The 17,544-nt window shown below is 65.7% G+C and carries 17 protein-coding genes; 8 read left to right on the plus strand and 9 right to left on the minus strand.

The window, feature by feature from the left end; genetic code table 11:
- Both B6V72_RS15030 and B6V72_RS15035 read right to left on the minus strand, forming a co-directional pair.
- Positions 1 to 1,896: a PAS domain S-box protein gene (locus B6V72_RS15030; protein ID WP_088735917.1), complete on the minus strand. Its 1,896-nt coding sequence runs from the start codon at positions 1,894 to 1,896 to the stop codon at positions 1 to 3.
- A 312-nt stretch (positions 1,897 to 2,208) separates the two neighbouring features.
- Positions 2,209 to 3,273 carry a YeeE/YedE family protein gene (locus B6V72_RS15035; protein ID WP_088735918.1) on the minus strand — a complete coding sequence of 355 codons (1,065 nt, stop codon included), beginning with the start codon at positions 3,271 to 3,273 and terminating at the stop codon, positions 2,209 to 2,211.
- 123 nt (positions 3,274 to 3,396) lie between these two features.
- Here B6V72_RS15035 and B6V72_RS15040 point away from each other — a divergent pair, with 123 nt between their 5' ends.
- The 4 genes from B6V72_RS15040 to B6V72_RS15055 all read left to right on the plus strand — a co-directional run bounded on the left by B6V72_RS15040 (position 3,397) and on the right by B6V72_RS15055 (position 6,720).
- Positions 3,397 to 4,629 (plus strand): MFS transporter, encoded by a 1,233-nt coding sequence (locus tag B6V72_RS15040; protein ID WP_075775772.1) that lies wholly within the window; start codon positions 3,397 to 3,399, stop codon positions 4,627 to 4,629.
- Between the two features lie 57 nt (positions 4,630 to 4,686).
- Positions 4,687 to 5,331, plus strand: a complete 645-nt coding sequence (gene msrA / locus B6V72_RS15045; RefSeq protein ID WP_088735919.1) for a peptide-methionine (S)-S-oxide reductase MsrA — start codon at positions 4,687 to 4,689, stop codon at positions 5,329 to 5,331.
- 80 nt (positions 5,332 to 5,411) lie between these two features.
- A complete protein-coding gene (locus tag B6V72_RS15050; protein ID WP_088727846.1) occupies positions 5,412 to 6,281 on the plus strand; it encodes a 50S ribosomal protein L11 methyltransferase in 870 nt (289 codons plus the stop codon).
- A gap of 91 nt (positions 6,282 to 6,372) precedes the next feature.
- Complete coding sequence (locus B6V72_RS15055; protein ID WP_075775775.1) at positions 6,373 to 6,720, plus strand: hypothetical protein; 348 nt, start codon at positions 6,373 to 6,375, stop codon at positions 6,718 to 6,720.
- Positions 6,721 to 6,798: 78 nt separating this feature from the next.
- Here B6V72_RS15055 and B6V72_RS15060 read toward each other — a convergent pair whose 3' ends face one another.
- Complete coding sequence (locus B6V72_RS15060; RefSeq protein ID WP_075775776.1) at positions 6,799 to 6,984, minus strand: DUF1127 domain-containing protein; 186 nt, start codon at positions 6,982 to 6,984, stop codon at positions 6,799 to 6,801.
- 215 nt (positions 6,985 to 7,199) lie between these two features.
- On the opposite strand from B6V72_RS15060, the gene ruvC reads away from it, so the two are divergent.
- From ruvC to B6V72_RS15080, 4 genes are all read left to right on the plus strand, one after another.
- Positions 7,200 to 7,733, plus strand: a complete 534-nt coding sequence (gene ruvC, locus B6V72_RS15065; RefSeq protein WP_088720456.1) for a crossover junction endodeoxyribonuclease RuvC — start codon at positions 7,200 to 7,202, stop codon at positions 7,731 to 7,733.
- On the plus strand, positions 7,730 to 8,398 hold the full coding sequence (ruvA, locus tag B6V72_RS15070) for a Holliday junction branch migration protein RuvA (RefSeq protein WP_088735920.1): 669 nt from the start codon (positions 7,730 to 7,732) through the stop codon (positions 8,396 to 8,398). The genes ruvC and ruvA overlap by 4 nt, the downstream gene beginning before the upstream one ends.
- A gap of 83 nt (positions 8,399 to 8,481) precedes the next feature.
- A complete protein-coding gene (gene ruvB, locus B6V72_RS15075) occupies positions 8,482 to 9,516 on the plus strand; it encodes a Holliday junction branch migration DNA helicase RuvB (protein ID WP_088720487.1) in 1,035 nt (344 codons plus the stop codon).
- Entirely contained in the window at positions 9,509 to 9,916 is a 408-nt protein-coding gene (locus B6V72_RS15080) for a group III truncated hemoglobin (RefSeq protein ID WP_088735921.1), read from the plus strand. Before ruvB ends, B6V72_RS15080 begins: the two co-directional genes overlap by 8 nt.
- 65 nt (positions 9,917 to 9,981) lie before the next feature.
- Here B6V72_RS15080 and B6V72_RS15085 read toward each other — a convergent pair whose 3' ends face one another.
- The 6 genes from B6V72_RS15085 to B6V72_RS15110 form a co-directional block, all read right to left on the minus strand.
- Entirely contained in the window at positions 9,982 to 10,980 is a 999-nt protein-coding gene (locus B6V72_RS15085) for a TIGR01620 family protein (RefSeq protein WP_240497738.1), read from the minus strand.
- Positions 10,977 to 12,380 carry a YcjX family protein gene (locus B6V72_RS15090; protein ID WP_088735922.1) on the minus strand — a complete coding sequence of 468 codons (1,404 nt, stop codon included), beginning with the start codon at positions 12,378 to 12,380 and terminating at the stop codon, positions 10,977 to 10,979. The genes B6V72_RS15085 and B6V72_RS15090 overlap by 4 nt, the downstream gene beginning before the upstream one ends.
- Before the next feature lie 112 nt (positions 12,381 to 12,492).
- A complete protein-coding gene (locus tag B6V72_RS15095) occupies positions 12,493 to 13,971 on the minus strand; it encodes an NAD-dependent succinate-semialdehyde dehydrogenase (protein WP_088720453.1) in 1,479 nt (492 codons plus the stop codon).
- Positions 13,972 to 14,004: 33 nt separating this feature from the next.
- Entirely contained in the window at positions 14,005 to 15,015 is a 1,011-nt protein-coding gene (locus tag B6V72_RS15100) for a P1 family peptidase (RefSeq protein WP_088735923.1), read from the minus strand.
- A 63-nt stretch (positions 15,016 to 15,078) separates the two neighbouring features.
- The gene (locus B6V72_RS15105; protein WP_075775782.1) at positions 15,079 to 15,819 is read right to left on the minus strand and encodes an SDR family oxidoreductase; all 741 of its coding nucleotides are present in this window, start codon (positions 15,817 to 15,819) and stop codon (positions 15,079 to 15,081) included.
- A gap of 170 nt (positions 15,820 to 15,989) precedes the next feature.
- A complete protein-coding gene (locus B6V72_RS15110) occupies positions 15,990 to 17,435 on the minus strand; it encodes an aldehyde dehydrogenase family protein (RefSeq protein WP_088735924.1) in 1,446 nt (481 codons plus the stop codon).
- Between the last annotated feature and the right edge of the window lie 109 nt (positions 17,436 to 17,544).

A 17,544-nucleotide genomic window follows, 5' to 3' on the forward strand; every position in this document is an offset into this window, starting at 1 on the left:
CTACCCTTTTATCAGGTCCATTGGCACGGTCATGCGAGCTTGGAACCCGTCGGGAACCCATTCGGTTCCATAGGTTCCCCGCAATTGGCCCTGAATCGTCAGGTCGATCAAGCGCGACCCGAAGCCGCTGTTGCTTGGTGGCACCAGTTTCCCGGGGTGGCCGCTTTCCCGCCAATCAAGCTCGAGCTGGCCGGAGATCTCGCGCCACGTTAGCACCAGACGCCCCGCATCGTGCGAAAGTGCGCCGTATTTCACAGCGTTAGTGGCCAGTTCGTGGATTACCAGCGCGAGGTTGGTGGACCCTGCATGGTTCAGCGCGAGGGCGGGACCGCCGAGGGTCAGCCGTGGATCGTCGAGATTGGTGTAGGGCGAAAGCACGCCCAGCAACAATTCGCGCAGTTCGACCATGCCGCGGAAATCGCGCTCGGGTGTGGCGGTCGGATTGATCAGCTCATGGGCGCGGGCGAGCGCGCCGATCCGTTCGCGCAGGCCCCGCGCCATCTCGTCCGGCGTCGTCGCGTGGCGGGCGGTCATGCCGACCAGCCCCGACATCATCGCGAAGGCGTTCTTGACCCGGTGATTGAGCTCGCGCGTCAGCGTGTCGCGTGCCTGCGCGAGCTGGCGCTCCTCTGTCACGTCGCGCAGATAGGCGAGGATCGCGCCGCTCTCGGGATAGATGCGAGCTTCCAGAATGCGCCCGTCGCGCCCGATCTGATCGGCGACGGTCGGCGTGCCTGTGCGCCGGGCTTCTGCCAGCGCCTCCGCCAGTTTGCTCTCGCGCAGATGCGGCACGGTTTCCCAGAGCGATCGCCCGATCGCCTGCGACTCGGTAGCGGCCCCGACAGCGGCACGGATGCGTGCGCGCATGACAGAATTGGCGAAGCGGATATTGTCGTCGCGGTCGATCTCGATGATCGCGTCGGAGGTGATTTCGTGGAAATTCGCGAGACGCCGGTCAATGTCGGCCGCACGTTCGCGCGCCTCGTTCAGTTCGGAAATGTCGAGCGCGGTTGCCACGGCCACCGGCGGATCGCTCTCGATCGGTTGCGCCGAGATCAGCAGGTTGCTTTCGCTTCCGTCGCGGCGCACGCAGCGCAGCTCCATATGGTTGATCTTTTCGCCGTGGCGTGCGGCGCGCACGATCGGAAATTCGCTGAGGCTGAGCTTGCGGCCTTCCGGCGTATAAGCGTCGAAGGCGAGCTGCTTGCCCACCTCGCCGTTCTTCACGCCGAACATCTCGATCGCGGTCGCGTTCAGATCGAGGAGCCGCCCGGTGCCCAGCTCGGCCACGCCCACGCCGACCGGCATCTGATCGAGAATGGCGCGGTAGCGGTTTTCTTCGCGGTGGGCGACGTTGATCTGGTGGCGTAGCCGGATTTCCGCCTCGACGCCCGCGGCGATGTCGGACAGAGCTTCGTACTCTTCCTCGGTCCATTGCCGCGCCTCGCGGTCGATCAGGCAGAACGCGCCGAGCGGTTGCCCCTCGATCGTGCGCAACGGCACACCGAGATAGGCGATCACGCCCAGATCGCGCACCGCGCCATTCTCGCCCAGCACCGCATCCTCGCGCGCGTCGGACACACGCAGCGGCGCATCGGTTTCCACGACATAGCGGCAAAAGGAATGGGTGAGCGGCGTCTCCGATGGAGAATGGTCGTCGAAGCGATCCAGCCCGCTTTGCGCCACGAAGACCTGACGGTTCTCGTCGACCATCGAAACCAGCGAGATAGGCACGCCGGTCATCCGCGTCGCGAGACGCGTCGCACGCGCGAAGATGTCCGCGGGAGCGCTCTCCAGCAGTCCGGTCTCGCGTAATGCCCGAAGGCGCGCCGGATCGGTGAGTCGGGACCGGGGCGCGGGGTCGGATGAGGGTGAGGGCGGTGCAGTGGTTTTCATGCGCAGGCTTTCATATTCCACCTATGCTCAGATAAATCCGTTGCGCCCAGTGTCATAAGACATGACAGCGATCACGATTTTCCCCGAAAGCGATTTTTTGCAAGGTATTTCGTACGGCAGCTGTGGTGCTTGCTAAATGCAGCGCCGAGAACTGGCGTTTCGCGAGTTCCACGGCGGTTCTTCCCTGAAATATCTAACGCTTTTTTACGGGTGCCGTAAGGTGAGGATTCGCGCAGCTTCGCGCTTCGGCAGGAAGGCGCGTAGGCGCCCCGAGACTCTCGGGACGCGCTATTCGCAAGCGCAAGAGCGCGCTTAGCAGGCTGTGGCAGGTGTCATGCTGCGCTGGTCCAGAAGGAAGTCGGTCACCATCGCACCGATCCACATGCAGAACAGCGCCAGCCACGCGGTGCCCGCGAGAACCGAGGTGCCCGTCACCCCGTTGCCGATGGCGCAGCCGCCGGCGAGCATCGCGCCAAAGCCCATGAAGACAGCCCCGATCATCGAGCGCCGCATCACCGGCACCGAGTCGAAGCCCTGCCATGCGAATTGGCGCGAGAGGAGCGAGCTCAGGAACGCGCCGAGCACCACGCCCGGCACGAGGCCGACGTCGAATTCCAGCACCGAATGGCGGTCGAGGAAGAACATCAGCGTATTGGCCGAGGGGCCCGAGAAGGTGACGGAATTGACCGGCACCGGATCGAATGCGACCTGGCTCAGCATGAAGGTCAGCACCCAGCCCACCGCGACCGCGAAGCCGACGCCGGAGGCGAAGATCCACGTCTTCACACCAATCTCGTTGCGCTTGGCCAGATACATGCCTGCGATGGCGAAGACGATGCCGACGGCGAGCCCGGTCCAGTCCGGCAGATGCAGCGCGTCGAGGATATTCACGTTCTGCGTCCCGGTAATCCAGAGGCCGGCGAGTCTATCGCGCAGCGGTGCGAGGATGCCCTTGAGGCTCATCGTGGCGGTTACGGCGAAGATCAGCCCCGAGACGACCGAGCGCAGGTTGCCCGTCGCCGCGAGCACGAGAAGCCGCCCCGAACATCCGCGCGACAGCACCATGCCGACGCCGAAAATGAGGCCGCCGATGATCGCGCCCGACCATGAGCCCGGCACCGACATCATCCGGCTGTCGGCTTGCCGGAACAGGTCGAGCAACTGCGCGCTCTGCACCCAGACCAGCGCGGTCGAGAAGGTCAGAAACCAGACCGCGACCTTGCCGCCCAGCTTGCCCCGCGCGAATTCCACGGTCGCAGCCCGCAGACAGAAGTTCGATTTCTGCGCGGCCACGCCGAAGATGAGCCCGGTGATGACCCCGAAAAGCGCCGCCGTGGGGCCTTCGCCGATCCGCTCGATGAGTGCGATGATGTCCATAGCCAGATCTCCCGTTCGCGCACGGGTTTTGCCAGAAACCGCAGAAACGCACATTGATCTGAGTCAGGTCGCACCTTTTGCAGACTTGCCGTGGACGCTGCCGTCGCGTCTAAGGAGAGCATGATGAAGTTCCGTTCCGTCCCGCTCGACGAAGCCCACGAGCTGCCCCGCTGGCGCAGACCCGAAGCGCTGCTTTACGTCATGGCCGCTGCCATGCCGATCTCCTTCGCCACCTGGTCGGCGCTCCTGAACAACTTCGTCATCGACGTGGTGAATTTCGACGGCGTCGATATCGGCTGGCTGCAAAGCTTCCGCGAAGTGCCGGGGTTCCTCGCGATCGGGGTGATCGTCGTGCTCTGGGTAATGCGCGAGCAGACGCTGGCCATCCTGTCGCTGCTGCTTCTGGGCGGGGCGACGGCGGTGACCGCCCTTTTCCCGAGCTTCGCCGGACTCATCATCGTGACGCTGCTCTCGTCGATCGGGTTTCACTATTTCCAGACGGTGAACCAGTCGCTGCAATTGCAGTGGATCGACAAGGCAAAGGCGCCACAGACGCTGGGGCGGATCGTGGCCATCGGCTCAGGCGCGTCGCTCGCCGCCTATGCGGTGCTGGTGCTGACATGGAAGACCTTCAATCTCAGCTACGAGTTCGTCTACGCCACCGCCGGGATCGCGACGATGGTGATGATGGCGGCCGCCGCGCTGATTTATCCGCAGTTCCACACCCGCGAGCCGCAATCGAAGAAATTCGTGCTGCGTCGCCGCTACTGGCTCTATTACGCGATCACGTTCATGGCGGGTGCGCGTCGGCAGATTTTCGTGGTCTTCGCCGCCTTCATGATGGTCGAGCGCTTCGGGCTGCGGGTGGACGAGATCACCGCGCTCTTCCTGATCAACTTCGCGGTCAACATGGCCGCCGCGCCGGCGATGGGCCGCTTCGTGCATCGCTTCGGCGAGCGCCGCGCGCTGATCTTCGAATATGTCGGGCTGACACTGCTGTTTCTTTCTTATGGCGGGATCTACTGGTTCGGCTGGGGCATCTGGCTCGCCTGCGCGCTCTATGTCGTCGATCATCTGCTGTTCGCGCTGGCCTTCGCGCAGAAGACCTATTTTCAGAAGATCTGCGACCCCGAGGATATCGCGCCCACCGCCGCCGTCGCCTTCACGATCAACCATATCGCCGCCGTCTTCCTGCCGGTGACGCTGGGCTATCTCTGGATGGTCTCGCCCGGCGCGGTTTTCGGGCTGGCGGCCTCGATGGCGGTGATCTCGCTGGGACTCGCGCTGCTGGTGCCGCGTCACCCCTCGAAAGGCTACGAGACCGTGCTGCAGGGGCTTGGCCCGGTTCCGGCGTGAACTGGAAATTTCGTCGATCCGCGCCTATCTGAGAGGGGCGCGAAAGGGAGACTCACAATGCTGTTCGAAAAACCCGCCACCATTCCCACCAAGGCCGAGGCCCTGCCGGGCCGCGACGAGGCGATGCCTCTGGCAGAGCCGCATTTCCTCTGGGGTCGCGACCTGCGCTCCCCCGTGCCCGAAGGCATGGAAGAGGCGATGTTCGGCATGGGCTGCTTCTGGGGCGTCGAACGTATCTTCTGGAACACCGACGGCGTCTGGCTGACCATGGTCGGTTACGCGGGCGGGCCGACGCCCAACCCGACCTATCGCGAGGTCTGCACCGGCATGACCGGCCATAACGAGGTGGTCCGCGTGATCTACGATCCGGCCAAGGTCAGTTACGACGATCTGCTCCGCATCTTCTGGGAAAACCACGATCCGACCCAGGGCATGCGTCAGGGCAATGATCGCGGCACCCAGTATCGCTCGGGCATTTACACCTATACCGACGCGCAGAAAGAGGCGGCCGAAGCCTCGCGCGAAGCATATGCAGAGCGCCTGAGTGCGGCGGGCTACGGAAATATCACCACCGAGATCATGGACGCGCCGCCCTTCTACTATGCCGAAGATTATCACCAGCAATATCTGGAGAAGAACCCCGGCGGCTATTGCGGCCTCGGGGGGACCGGCGTGACCTGCCCGATCGGGCTGAACGCGTGATCCGATGGGCGCGCGGGCCGCTTGACGGTTCGCGCCCGCGGCCCTAAGCCCGGGCGCAACCATCCCGAGGAGCGCGCCCCATGACCACCTTCACCGCCTTTACCACGCTGGCCGATCGCGAGGCCGCCGAGGCGCTGTCCGAACGTCTCGAAGAGCTCGATCCCGGCCCCTATGGCACGGGCGTGTTCGAGATCGAGGACGGGTCGGGCCGCTATGAGGTCTCGGGCTATTTCCTCGAGGCACCTGACGACGTGGCGCTCGACCTGCTGGCGATCTCGCACGGGGCGCAGCCTTTCGTCGTCTCGGAAATCCCTGAGACCGATTGGGTCGCCCATGTGCGCCGTGAACTGGCCCCGGTCCGCGCGGGCCGTTTCTTCCTCTACGGCAGCCATGACGAGGACAAGATCCCGGCCGATGCGATTGCGCTGCGGATCGACGCGGCGATGGCCTTCGGGACGGGCCATCACGGGACCACCTCGGGCTGCCTGACGGCGCTCGACGATCTCGCGAACGAGGGTCACACCTTCCACAACGTCGCCGATATAGGCTGCGGCACCGCCGTTCTGGCGATGGCAGCGGCGAAGCTCTGGCCCGAACCGGTTCTGGCCTCCGATATCGATCCAGTCGCGGTGGAAACGGCAGCGGCGAATGTCGCGGTGAATGATCTTGAGGGCCGCGTGATCTGCATCGAAGCTGCGGGCTTCGGCGACGCGCGTCTGAAAGAGGCCGCCCCCTTCGATCTGATCTTCGCCAATATCCTGAAAGGCCCGCTCGTCGCGCTTGCTCCCGAAATGGGCCGCAACTGCGCCGAATCGGGCTTTGTGATCCTCAGCGGGATTCTCAACGAACAGGCCGATGAAGTCGTCGCCGCCTATCAGGCGCAGGGCTTTGTTTCCCATTCGCGTAAGGAATTCGGCGAATGGACGACATTGGTCATGCAGCGCGCCTAATCCGCCACAAATCCGCTCTGATTGTCGTAAGGATTGCTTTACCCTGTCTTGAGAAATTGCCTTCGGGGCATCGCAGTCAACGGGGTTTGCCATGCGCGATCCACAAATAGAGTCCTTTGAAAAGCGGCTGCATCGGATCGACCAGATTCATCAGGCTGGCGGCGCATTCGAGGCCTCCGGTGCCTTGGGCCGCAGCTATTTCGACTCCATGCGTCCCAAGGTGCGGCGCCATTTTCCGTTGCGCGGTGTGGCGCTGATCTTCGCCGGTATTCTGCTGGTGAAGGGCGCTATGCTCGCCCAGGTTGGGCAGGCTAGCTACGAGGCGCGTGTCGCAAGCCTCGCGGGTGGTTCGCAATTCGAACGGGTGGGGGCCTGGATCATGCATGCCGATCCGATTACCCGGAAAATCGCCGGCTGGCTCGCACCGTTCATCGGCTAGGCACCCAAGCCTGTATCCCAAAAAGAAAGGGCTGCGCCGTTGCCGGGGCAGCCCTTTTCGCATGACCTTTCGGTCGACTTAGCGCAGACGCGCCACGTCGAGCCGGGTCAGGCCGATATCGTCCAGCGCGCGGTCGCTGAGCTTCATCAGAGCCTTGCGGGTGACGCGTGCGTCGTTCCAGTCGTGCAGGGCGGCGATCAGCGAGGTGATGACGCTCGGTCGGGCGCTGCGGCTCATGCGGGTGTTGATATCCATCGAAGCCATGGGGAGGATCCTTCGTTCACAAACTGCTCAAGTTTCGGGCATTCCATCTTCTGAGGCGCAGATAAGACTGGCAGAGCGCGAAAACAATCTCAGTTTTGGCAGCCCCGCCATGCAGGAATCGCATGTGATAGAAGGCCTGTTTCTGCATCGCCTCTGGCCGATGTTCCCTTTTCGTGCTAGTCCTTGCGAAACAACACGAGAACGAGGCAGGGCAGATGCGGGTGATCGGGATCGATCCGGGGTTGCGCAATCTCGGATGGGGCGTGATCGAGATGGACGGATCGCGGCTCAGGCACGTCGCGAACGGTATTCTCCACTCCGAAGGTAAGGATTTGGCAAAGCGCCTGCTGGTGCTGCACGAAGGGCTGAGCGCGGTCATCGCGACTCACGCGCCCGAGGCCGCGGCGGTGGAGCAGACCTTCGTCAACAAGGACGCCGTTGCGACGCTGAAACTGGGGCAGGCGCGCGGCATCGCGCTTCTGGCGCCGGCGCAGGCGGGGCTCGAGGTCGGCGAATACGCCCCGAACGCGATCAAGAAAACCGTCGTCGGCGTCGGTCATGCCGACAAGACGCAGGTGCAGCACATGGTGCGCCACCAACTGCCCGGCGTGCAGTTCGAAGGCCCGGATGCCGCCGATGCGCTCGCCATCGCGATCTGCCACGCCTTCCACCTGCAATCGGCGGCCCGGATGAACGCGGCGCAGCTCTCCCGCGAGGCCCTCGGCACGACGCAACGGAGGCGCGCATGATCGGTCGCATCGCAGGCGTCATCATCCACCGCGCGCCCGACCACGTCATGATCGACGTGCGCGGGGTGGGCTATGTCGTCCATGTCAGCCAGCGCACTGCACAATCTCTGCCGCCCGTAGGCGAGGCCTGCGCGCTCTATACCGACCTTCTGGTGCGCGAAGACCTTTTGCAACTCTTCGGCTTCCCGACGCTGCTGGAGAAGGAATGGCACCGGCTGCTGACCTCGGTACAGGGGATCGGTGCGAAAGCCTCGCTCGCGATCCTCGGCACGCTCGGCGCGGAAGGGCTGGGCCGGGCGATCGCGCTGGGCGACTGGTCAGCGGTGAAATCGGCCCCCGGCGTGGGTCCGAAACTCGCGCAACGTGTGGTGCTGGAACTGAAAGAGAAAGCACCTTCCGTCATGGCAATGGGCGCGGAATTGACCGTCGACGCCTCTCCCGAGGTGATCGAGGATGCGCCCGCGAAAAAGCCCGCGAAGAAAGCCGCGCCCGCCGCCACGCCGAAGGTGAACTTCACCGCCGAGGCGATCTCTGCGCTCACCAATTTGGGCTACGCGCCTTCCGATGCTGCTGGTGCCGTGGCGCAGGCCAATGACGATCCGGAGGTCACCGATACCGCCAAGCTGATCCGCGCGGCGCTTCGGCTCCTGGCCCCTAAGGATTGATCTTCTTCTTGATCTAAATATCCCGGGGTGCGGGGCAGGGCCCCGCTTGCTCCCCTCCGCCAAAGGCGCGACAGTAGATGACGATGAGCGAACCCGATCCCACGTTGCGGCCCGACCGCTTGCCCGAAGACGCCGACCGCGCTCTGCGGCCTCAGGCGCTGGAAGAATTCACCGGTCAGGCCGAGGCCCGCGCCAATCTGCGGGTCTTCATCGAGAGCGCGAAGATGCGCAGCCAGGCGATGGATCACACGCTGTTCCACGGCCCGCCCGGTCTGGGCAAGACGACGCTCGCGCAGATCATGGCGCGCGAGCTGGGCGTGAACTTCAAGATGACCTCGGGGCCGGTGCTCGCCAAGGCGGGCGATCTGGCTGCGATCCTGACCAATCTCGAAGCGCGCGACGTACTGTTCATCGACGAGATTCACAGGATGAATCCGGCGGTCGAGGAAGTGCTCTATCCCGCGATGGAGGATTTCGAGCTTGACCTCGTGATCGGGGAAGGCCCCGCCGCGCGCACTGTGCGGATCGAATTGCAGCCTTTCACGCTGGTCGGCGCGACGACGCGGCTCGGTTTGCTGACGACGCCGCTGCGCGACCGGTTCGGCATCCCGACCCGACTGCAATTCTACACCGAGGATGAGCTGGACCTGATCGTGACGCGCGGGTCGCGGCTGCTGGGTATCCCGTCCGATCCCGAAGGCACCCGCGAGATCGCCAAGCGCGCCCGCGGCACCCCGCGCATCGCCGGCCGCCTGCTGCGCCGAGTCGTCGATTTCGCGCTGGTCGAAGGCGACGGGCGGCTGACCCGCGAAATCGCGGACCGGGCGTTGACGCGGCTGGGCGTCGACAATCTCGGTCTCGACGGCGCGGACCGGCGCTACATGATGCTGATGGCAGATCATTACGGCGGCGGCCCGGTGGGGGTGGAGACGCTCTCGGCCGCGCTCTCGGAAAGTCGCGACGCGATCGAGGAAGTCATCGAACCTTACCTGCTGCAACAGGGCCTGATCAGCCGCACCCCGCGCGGGCGGATGCTGGGCGCGCGGGCGTGGCGGCATCTGGGGCTGGAAGCTCCGAAACCGGCAACCCCGCAGACGGACCTGTTCGGCGATGGCTAATCCCCTGGCACGTTTCGAGATCACCGAGGCCGAGATCGACCGCGTCGTCGCGCGCTTCTACGAGCGCGTCCGGGAACATGCGATGCTGGGCCCGGTCTTTGCGGTGCATGTCACCGACTGGCCGACACATGAGGACAAGGTCGCACGGTTCTGGAAGAACGCGATCCTTCGCAAACCGGTCTATGACGGCTCGCCCATGCAGGTCCACCGGGCGGCGGGCAACGTGCGCCCGGGCATGTTTTCGACCTGGCTTGCAGAATTCGACAAGGTGCTGCGCGAGGAGCTCTCGCCCCAACAGGCGGAAGGTTGGTCAGCGCTCGCCCATCGCATCGGCATGAGCCTGCGTCAGGGCGTGGTCGAACGCGAGACGCTTCCGGGCGGTATTCCGAAACTGAAATGACAATGGGGGCTCTGCCCCGCTGGCACCGCCAGCCCCCCTGGATATTTAAGCCAAGAAGAAGAGGATCAGTCCCCTTTCTTCCCGAACACGCCCGTCAGCGACCGCCCGATCAGGTTGGTCACGCGGGGCTTTTGCAGTTTGCGGAAGGGCATCGGGCGGCAGACCTCCAGCGCGGCGATGCCGACTCGGGCGGTGAGCGCGCCGTTGATCACGCCTTCGCCGAAGCGACGCGAGAGTTTCGAGACGAGGTGGCCGCCGGTGACGGTCTCGATCAGGTCGTCACCCGCCGCTACCGCGCCGGTCGCGACGAGATGGGTCATCACCGTCCGCGCCAGCCGCACCGAGCCGAGCGTGCCCGAGCGCCCGCCATAGATTTCCGCGATGCGCCGGATCATCCGCAGGTTTGCGGTAAGCGCGGTGAACACATCGGCCAGCGCAAGCGGCACGACGGCGGTCACCGTGGCGACGGTGCGCGACGCGGCCTCGATCTCCAGCCGGGCCGCGGCGTCGAGCGGTCCCATCAGCTCGGTCTCTGCCAGCCCCATCAGCGTGTCGGTGTCGAGCACTTCGCCCGTTTGCTCGGCCAGTCGTTTGCGCGCCCAATCCATTTCGGGCCGCGCGGCATAGAGGCCGGAGACATGGGCCGTCACCTTGCGGGCGCGGCTTAGGTCGTCGGCGCTCAACGCTTCCGAGACTTCCTTGTGGACCTTGTCGAGCCGCGCCAGCCGCGAGAAGGCGGCGATCTCGCGCGCCGTGATCAGCAGCGCGCCAAGCGCGAAGGCCGCTACCAGCGCGGTGCCAATCCAGCCGAGGATCGGATGGGTGGCGAACAGCCCGTCGATGAAGCGCCAGAGCGCGACGGAAATCAGGAAGCCCACCAGCGCCACCGTCGCGCGCCAGAAGAAGCGCACGATGGGCGAGGCGCGGCGTGCCCCCAGCCGGGTTGCGATCTGCATGGCACGGCCTTCCAGCCGTTCCTCGGTTGCGCTCGGCATATCCTCGATCGGCGCGGCCTCGGCGGGCGAGGGCGCGTCCTCGATCTCGATCATCACCGGTTTTTTCATAGCTTGTCCCCGATCAGGAAATCGGCCGCGCGGTCGAGCCGGATATGCGGCGGGCCTTCGCCGGGCCTCAGGATCACCGGGGCCGGGGCGAAGTTCATGATCGAATAGTCTTCATCAAGCCACGCGCTGGCCCCTTGGGCGGCGGGCGAGAGAAGCTGCGCCGGGTCGGCGGGCAATTCGCCGGGATATAGCGCGACCGATTTACCGCTCTCCAAACGGCCGCGCACGGCCTGCAGCTCCGCCCCGTCATGCGAGAGGGTTTCTTCCGTAGTGCTGCGCAGCGCCGCGATCGACAGGGCCAGCGTCTTCGCACCCGCGAAATCGGCGCGGTCCCTGGCCTCGCGCAGCAGCGCGCCGGTGATCGCGGTGAGGCGGGCGTGTTGGGTGTGATGCAGGTGATCGGCCTTGGTCGCGGCGAAGAGGATTTTCTCGACCCGCTTGCCGCCGATCAGCGAGGTCAGCCAGCTCGCGCGCCCCGGGCGGAAGGCCGCCAGGATATCCGCCATCGCCTGCCGCAGATCGTCGAGCGCGGCAGGCCCTGAATGGATCGCGCCCAGTACGTCGACCAGCACCACTTGGCGGTCGATCTTGGCGAAATGGTCGCGGAAGAAGGGGCGGACCACTTCGCGCTTATAGGCGTCGAAGCGCCGCTCCATCTCTCGCCGGAGCGAGCCGCGTGGGGCGTCGCCCGCGGGCAGCGGCGCGAAGGTCAGCGCGGGTGATCCGGCCATCTCTCCGGGCAGCAGGAAGCGCCCCGGCGTGCAATCGGAGAACCCCGCATCGCGCGCCGCGACCAGATACCGGGTGAAGCCCGCCGCCAGCGCCTTGGCCTGCGGCTCGGTGAACTCCGCCGTGCCATCCGTCGCTTCGGACTGCGCCAGATACTCTGCGCCTTGCGGACGGTTCGGCAGACGCGCCAGCGCCTCGGCCGACCACTCGGCATAGCTCTTTTCCATCAGCCCGAGATCGAGCAGCCATTCGCCAGGATAATCCACGATGTCGAGATGCACGACGCGCGGCCCGCGCACCGCGCCCAGCATCCCGCGCGGCTGGATGCGGAAGGACAGGCGCAGCTCCGAGACCGCGCGCGTGCCGTCCGGCCAATGCGGTGACGGGCCAGTCAGCGCGGCAAGGTGGCTCTCGTAGTCGAAGCGCGGCACGGTGTCGTCCGGCTGCGGCTGCAGATAGGCGGCGGTGATGTCGGAGGCGGACCCCAGCGCAGGCATCCGCCCCCGGTCCAGAAGGTTCGCGACCAGCGAAGTGATGAACACGGTCTTGCCCGCGCGCGACAGACCCGTCACGCCGAGCCGGATCACCGGTTCGAACAGCGCTTCCGAGACCGATTGGCCCATGCCTTCGATCCCGCGCGTGATGCCGTCCGCAATGTCGGAAATGCCCAAAGCCTGCCCCTCGTCCTCGTTCACGAACAAGATAAGCAGCGGTGAGTATTAATGAAAGAGAGGGCGGACACGCGGCCCGCCCTCCGAAGATTTCCTCTGCCGCTCGCCGGTCTCAGACCGCGAGGCAGATATATTTCATCTCGAGATAGTCCTCGACGCCGTGATGCGACCCCTCGCGGCCCAGACCGGATTGCTTCACGCCGCCGAAGGGCGCGACTTCGGTCGAGATCAGGCCGGTGTTCACGCCGACGATCCCGTATTCCAGACCCTCCTGCACGCGGGTGATGCGGCCCACATCGCGGGCGTAGAAATAGCTCGCGAGGCCGAAGATCGTGTCATTGGCCTTGGCGATCGCCTCCTGCTCGGTCTCGAACTTGAAGAGCGGGGCGACCGGGCCGAAGGTTTCCTCATGCGATACCTTGGCCTCCTGCGTGACCCCGGTCAGCACGGTCGGCTGGAAGAAGGTACCGCCCATCTCGTGCCGCGCGCCGCCGGTGACGATCGAGCCGCCGTGGTCGAGCACGTCCTGAATGTGCTCCTGCACCTTTTTGACCGCGTCCTCGTTGATCAGCGGACCGGCCTCGACACCTTCCTTCAGGCCATCGCCCACCTTGAGCTTCTCGACCGCCTTGGCCAGCTTCTCGGCGAAAGCGTCATAGACCCCGGACTGGACGTAGATGCGGTTGGCGCAGACGCAGGTCTGACCGTTATTGCGGAATTTCGACGCCATCGCGCCTTCGACCGCCGCATCGAGATCTGCGTCGTCGAACACGATGAAGGGCGCGTTGCCGCCCAGCTCCATCGAGCATTTCATCACCTGATCCGCCGCTTGACGCAGCAGGATACGGCCCACCTCGGTCGAGCCGGTGAAGGTCAGCTTGCGCACGGTGTGGTTCTCGCAGAATTCCTTGCCGATATCGGAGGCTTTCGCGGAGGTGATGACCGAGAGGATGCCTTTGGGCAGGCCCGCCCGTTCACCCAGTACCGCCATCGCCAGCGCCGAGAGCGGCGTCTCGGACGCCGGGCGGCAGACGAAGCCGCAGCCCACGGCAAGCGCCGGGCCCGCCTTGCGCGCGATCATCGCGTTGGGAAAGTTCCACGGCGTGATCGAGGCCGCGACCCCGATCGGCTGCTTGATCACGGTGATCCGCTTGTCGCGCTGATGGCCCGGGATCGTCTCGCCGTAGACGCGCTTGGCCTCTTCGCCGAACCACTCGATGAAGCCTGCGCCATAGGCGATCTCGCCCTTCGCCTCGGCCAGCGGCTTGCCCATCTCGGCGGTGAGGATCGCGCCGAGATCGTCCTGGTTCTCCATCATCAGGTCGTACCATTTGCGCATGATCTGCGCGCGTTCCTTGCCGGTGCGCGCCGCCCAGTCCTTCATCGCCTCGTCGGCGGCAGCGATGGCGCGGGCGGTTTCGGCGCGGCCCAGATCGGGCACGGTGCAGATCACGTCGCCGCGCGCCGGGTTGGTCACCTCGAAGGTGGTGCCGTCATCGGCATCGACCCATTCGCCCGCGACGAGGGCCTTGGTCACCAGAAGCGAGGGATCCTTGAGGATGGATTTGAGGTCGGTTTTGTCGTCGAGCATGATGTCCTCCGAAGGGCTGGATGGGTCGTCCGGTCAATGCGCCGGGGTGTGGGATGTTCCGTAACGGCTGCGCCAGCAGGGCTGCAGATCGCCGGGGTATTCTTTGGCCTCATAGATGGCGCGGGCGATGGCCCGGGCAAGCACGCAAGACGCCGCATGGCCAAGCTGGAACGGGTCGCGGACCGGATCGTGCAGGGGCTTCTCGCCGGTCGCGGCGGCGAAGATCAGATCGCCGTCCATCGGCGTGTGCGAGGGCACGATGGTCCGCGCCATGCCGTCATGGGCCGCGGTGGCCATGCGCTGTGCCTGCGCTTGGCTGAGGGCTCCATCGGTCGCGACGATGGCGATGGTGGTGGCCTCGCCCTGGCGTTTCGTCGGTTCGGGCTCGGTGGCGGGATCGTGCCGGGGCGCTGGTCCGAGCCCGCCGAATTCGCCCGCGATTTCCCAAGGCGCGGCCCAGAAATGCGGCCCCTCGCCGACGGTCGCCGAGCCGAGCGCATTCACTGCTACGAGCGCCCCCACCGTGAAGCCGCTCTCCAGCACGGCAGAGGCAGAGCCAAGTCCGCCCTTCACCGTGCCGGTCATCGCCCCGAAGCCCGCCCCGGCGCTGCCGATCTCGAACCGCTCCGAAGCCGCCTGGAGCGCCGCGCGCCCGAGCCCGGGATAGGGCGTGTCGACCCAACTCTTGTCGCCACCATTGAGCAGATCGAACAGGATCGCGCCGGGCACGATCGGAACGCGCTGATCGCCCACCGCGAAACCGCGGCCTTGCGCGCGCAGCCCCGCCATCACCCCATCGCAGGCACCAAGCCCGAAGGCCGAACCGCCCGAGAGCACAAGCGCATCGACCTCCTGCACCAGCTTGTCCGGCGCAAGAAGATCGGTCTCCCGCGTCCCGGGGGCGCCGCCCATCACCTGCACCGCCGCCGTGAAGGGGCGCTCGCCGACCAGAACGCTCACGCCCGAGCGCAGGCCCGCATCTTCGGCATTGCCCACGCGCAGCCCGGCGATATCGGTGATCAGATTGTTCGGCCCTGCCTTCATCTTCCTCTTGGTCCAAATATCCTGGGGGTTGGGGGGCAACGCCCCCAAGTCAAACCGCTGTTCTCAGATACAGCGCCCGCCATCCACTTCCAGCGCAACGCCGGTGATCATGCTCGCCTCGTCCGAGCACAGGAACAGCGCTGCATTCGCCATATCTTCGGGGGTCGAAAACCGCCCGAGCGGGATGGTGGAGAGAAACTTCGCACGGATCTCCGGTGTGTCCTCACCCATGAAGCTCTTCAGGAGCGGGGTCTCTCCGGCGACCGGGTTGATCGCGTTGACCCGCACGCCGGACGGCGCCAGCTCGACCGCCATCGCGCGGGTGGCTGTGATCATCCAGCCCTTCGAGGCGTTGTACCAACTTAGATTGGGCCGCGGACTAACGCCGGCGGTGGAGGCCACGTTCAGGATCGCGCCCGCGCCGCGCGCCTTCATCTCCGGCACGATATGGCGCGCCGTCAGGTAGACCGATTTCGCGTTCACCCTCAGGATGCGATCGAATTCCTCCTCGCTCACGTCCTCCATCGGCTTCGGCAGATGAGTGGTCCCGGCGTTGTTCACCAGAATGTCGATCTGACCGAAGGCCTCGCGTGCGGCCTCCGCCATGGCAGCAACATCCGCATCGCGGCTGACATCCACGGTGCAGGCCACGCCGCCGGTTTCGTCCGCAATGGCCTGTGCGGCCTCCGCGTTGAGATCCGCGACCAGTACACGCGCGCCCTCGGCGGCGAAGCGGCGCGCGATCCCCGCCCCGAAGCCCGAGCCCGCGCCGGTGACGATCGCGCTTTTGCCTTCCAGTCTCATCTCTCCTCCTCCTCGGGGCCTACTGTTGTCGCAGGACACATCGGGTGCAAGGGGGCTCTGCCCCGGTTCCGGCCCTTCGCTTGCGCTTCGGGCGTTCGTCGGGGCGTCCTTCCACCGGAAGGCCGCTGATCCCGCCTCACCCCCGGGGTATTTCCGCCAAGCCGAAACCCTCAGCCATGCCAGGCGGCGACGGTTTTCAGGACGGAGAAGCCATAGAGCGCCTCGAACCCTTTCTCGCGCCCGTGCCCGGATTTACCGATGCCGCCGAAGGGAAGCTCCACCCCGCCGCCCGCGCCGTAATTGTTCAGGAAGACCTGTCCCGCGCGCAGGCGGCGAGCGAGCCGCATCGTCCGCCCGCCATTCTCCGACCAGACCGAGGCGACGAGCCCGTATTCTGTGCCGTTCGCGATGGCGACGGCTTCTTCCTCGTCCTCGAAGGGGATGACGATCTGCGCCGGGCCGAAGATTTCCTCCTGCGCAAGCCGATGTGCGCCGTGGCCGCCACCGATCAGGGTCGGCGCGACGTAATGGCCGCTCGCCGGGGCGTTCTCGGCGATCCGGCCTCGGGCCGCGATGGTGAGGTCGGACGCGAGCGCGAGGTAGCCCTCGACGATCTCCTTCTGCCGCGCCGAGATCAGCGGGCCGAGGTCGTGATCGCCAAGCGCGGGGCCTGCGACGAGGCTTCGATAGCGTGCGGCCATCATTTCCAGAACCTCGTCGTAGCGGCTGCGCTGCACGAGGATGCGAGAGGAGGCCGAACAGGTCTGCCCGGCGTTCTGGATGCCCGCATTCACGAGGAAGGGCAGCGCGCGGTCGAGATCGGCATCGGCGAAGACGAGCTGCGGGGATTTGCCACCGAGCTCCAGCGTGACGGGCACGACATTGGCGGCCGCCGCAGCTTGGATGCGCTGGCCCACCGCGACCGATCCGGTGAAGGAGATGTGGTCGATCCCCGGATGGGCCGAGAGCGCGGCGCCGGCTTCTTCGCCCAGACCGGGCACGATATTGAGCGCCCCGGCTGGCATTCCGGCTTCTTGCGCGATCCGTCCGAAGGCCAGCGCGGTGAGCGAGGCTTCCTCGGCGGGTTTCACGACCGCCGCATTGCCCATCGCCAGCGCGGCCCCGACCGAGCGGCCGATGATCTGCATCGGGTAGTTCCACGGCACGATATGCGCAGTCACGCCGTGCGGCTCGCGCAGCGTGTAGGCGGTGTAGCCGTTGAGATAGGGGATCGTCTCGCCCATCACCTTGTCGGCGGCGCCGCCGTAGAATTCGAGATAGCGCGCGAGCGCCGCCACATCGGCCCGTGCCTGCGTCAGTGGTTTGCCGACATCGAGCGCCTCGATCACCGCGAGATCCTCGGCATGGGCGAGCACGAGCCTCGACATCTTCAGCAGGAGTCGCCCGCGTTCCGCCGCGCTCAACTGCCCCCATTCGCCCGCAAGCGCGGCCTGCGCGGCCTCGACCGCCGCGTCGATCTCCTCCGAGCCGCCGCGGGCGATCTGCGCGATTTCGCGCCCATCGGACGGGCATTCCACTTGCAGGCGCGCATTGGTCTTGTGCCAGACGCCTCCGATCAATATCTCCTCGGGATCGAACCAAAGCGGCAAACTCATGCGCGGCACCTCCTCTTGTCACGCGATTTCGCAGCACGCTCCGCTTGCACACGCGGAAAATCAAGGGGGCAGGAATCTGCCGGAGTCGCCCTGATCACATTCATGTGAG

The organism is Thioclava sp. F34-6, assembly GCF_002213235.1.
In the GTDB taxonomy this organism is placed as follows: Bacteria; Pseudomonadota; Alphaproteobacteria; order Rhodobacterales; family Rhodobacteraceae; genus Thioclava; species Thioclava nitratireducens.

Excerpts from the sequence above, each read along its gene's own strand:
- B6V72_RS15030 (WP_088735917.1), bottom strand. The coding sequence starts at position 1,896 with ATGAAAACCACTGCACCGCCCTCACCCTCATCCGACCCCGCGCCCCGG.
- B6V72_RS15035 (WP_088735918.1), bottom strand. The coding sequence starts at position 3,273 with ATGGACATCATCGCACTCATCGAGCGGATCGGCGAAGGCCCCACGGCG.
- B6V72_RS15040 (WP_075775772.1), top strand. The coding sequence starts at position 3,397 with ATGAAGTTCCGTTCCGTCCCGCTCGACGAAGCCCACGAGCTGCCCCGC.
- msrA (WP_088735919.1), top strand. The coding sequence starts at position 4,687 with ATGCTGTTCGAAAAACCCGCCACCATTCCCACCAAGGCCGAGGCCCTG.
- B6V72_RS15050 (WP_088727846.1), top strand. The coding sequence starts at position 5,412 with ATGACCACCTTCACCGCCTTTACCACGCTGGCCGATCGCGAGGCCGCC.
- B6V72_RS15055 (WP_075775775.1), top strand. The coding sequence starts at position 6,373 with ATGCGCGATCCACAAATAGAGTCCTTTGAAAAGCGGCTGCATCGGATC.
- B6V72_RS15060 (WP_075775776.1), bottom strand. The coding sequence starts at position 6,984 with ATGGCTTCGATGGATATCAACACCCGCATGAGCCGCAGCGCCCGACCG.
- ruvC (WP_088720456.1), top strand. The coding sequence starts at position 7,200 with ATGCGGGTGATCGGGATCGATCCGGGGTTGCGCAATCTCGGATGGGGC.
- ruvA (WP_088735920.1), top strand. The coding sequence starts at position 7,730 with ATGATCGGTCGCATCGCAGGCGTCATCATCCACCGCGCGCCCGACCAC.
- ruvB (WP_088720487.1), top strand. The coding sequence starts at position 8,482 with ATGAGCGAACCCGATCCCACGTTGCGGCCCGACCGCTTGCCCGAAGAC.
- B6V72_RS15080 (WP_088735921.1), top strand. The coding sequence starts at position 9,509 with ATGGCTAATCCCCTGGCACGTTTCGAGATCACCGAGGCCGAGATCGAC.
- B6V72_RS15085 (WP_240497738.1), bottom strand. The coding sequence starts at position 10,980 with ATGAAAAAACCGGTGATGATCGAGATCGAGGACGCGCCCTCGCCCGCC.
- B6V72_RS15095 (WP_088720453.1), bottom strand. The coding sequence starts at position 13,971 with ATGCTCGACGACAAAACCGACCTCAAATCCATCCTCAAGGATCCCTCG.
- B6V72_RS15100 (WP_088735923.1), bottom strand. The coding sequence starts at position 15,015 with ATGAAGGCAGGGCCGAACAATCTGATCACCGATATCGCCGGGCTGCGC.
- B6V72_RS15105 (WP_075775782.1), bottom strand. The coding sequence starts at position 15,819 with ATGAGACTGGAAGGCAAAAGCGCGATCGTCACCGGCGCGGGCTCGGGC.
- B6V72_RS15110 (WP_088735924.1), bottom strand. The coding sequence starts at position 17,435 with ATGAGTTTGCCGCTTTGGTTCGATCCCGAGGAGATATTGATCGGAGGC.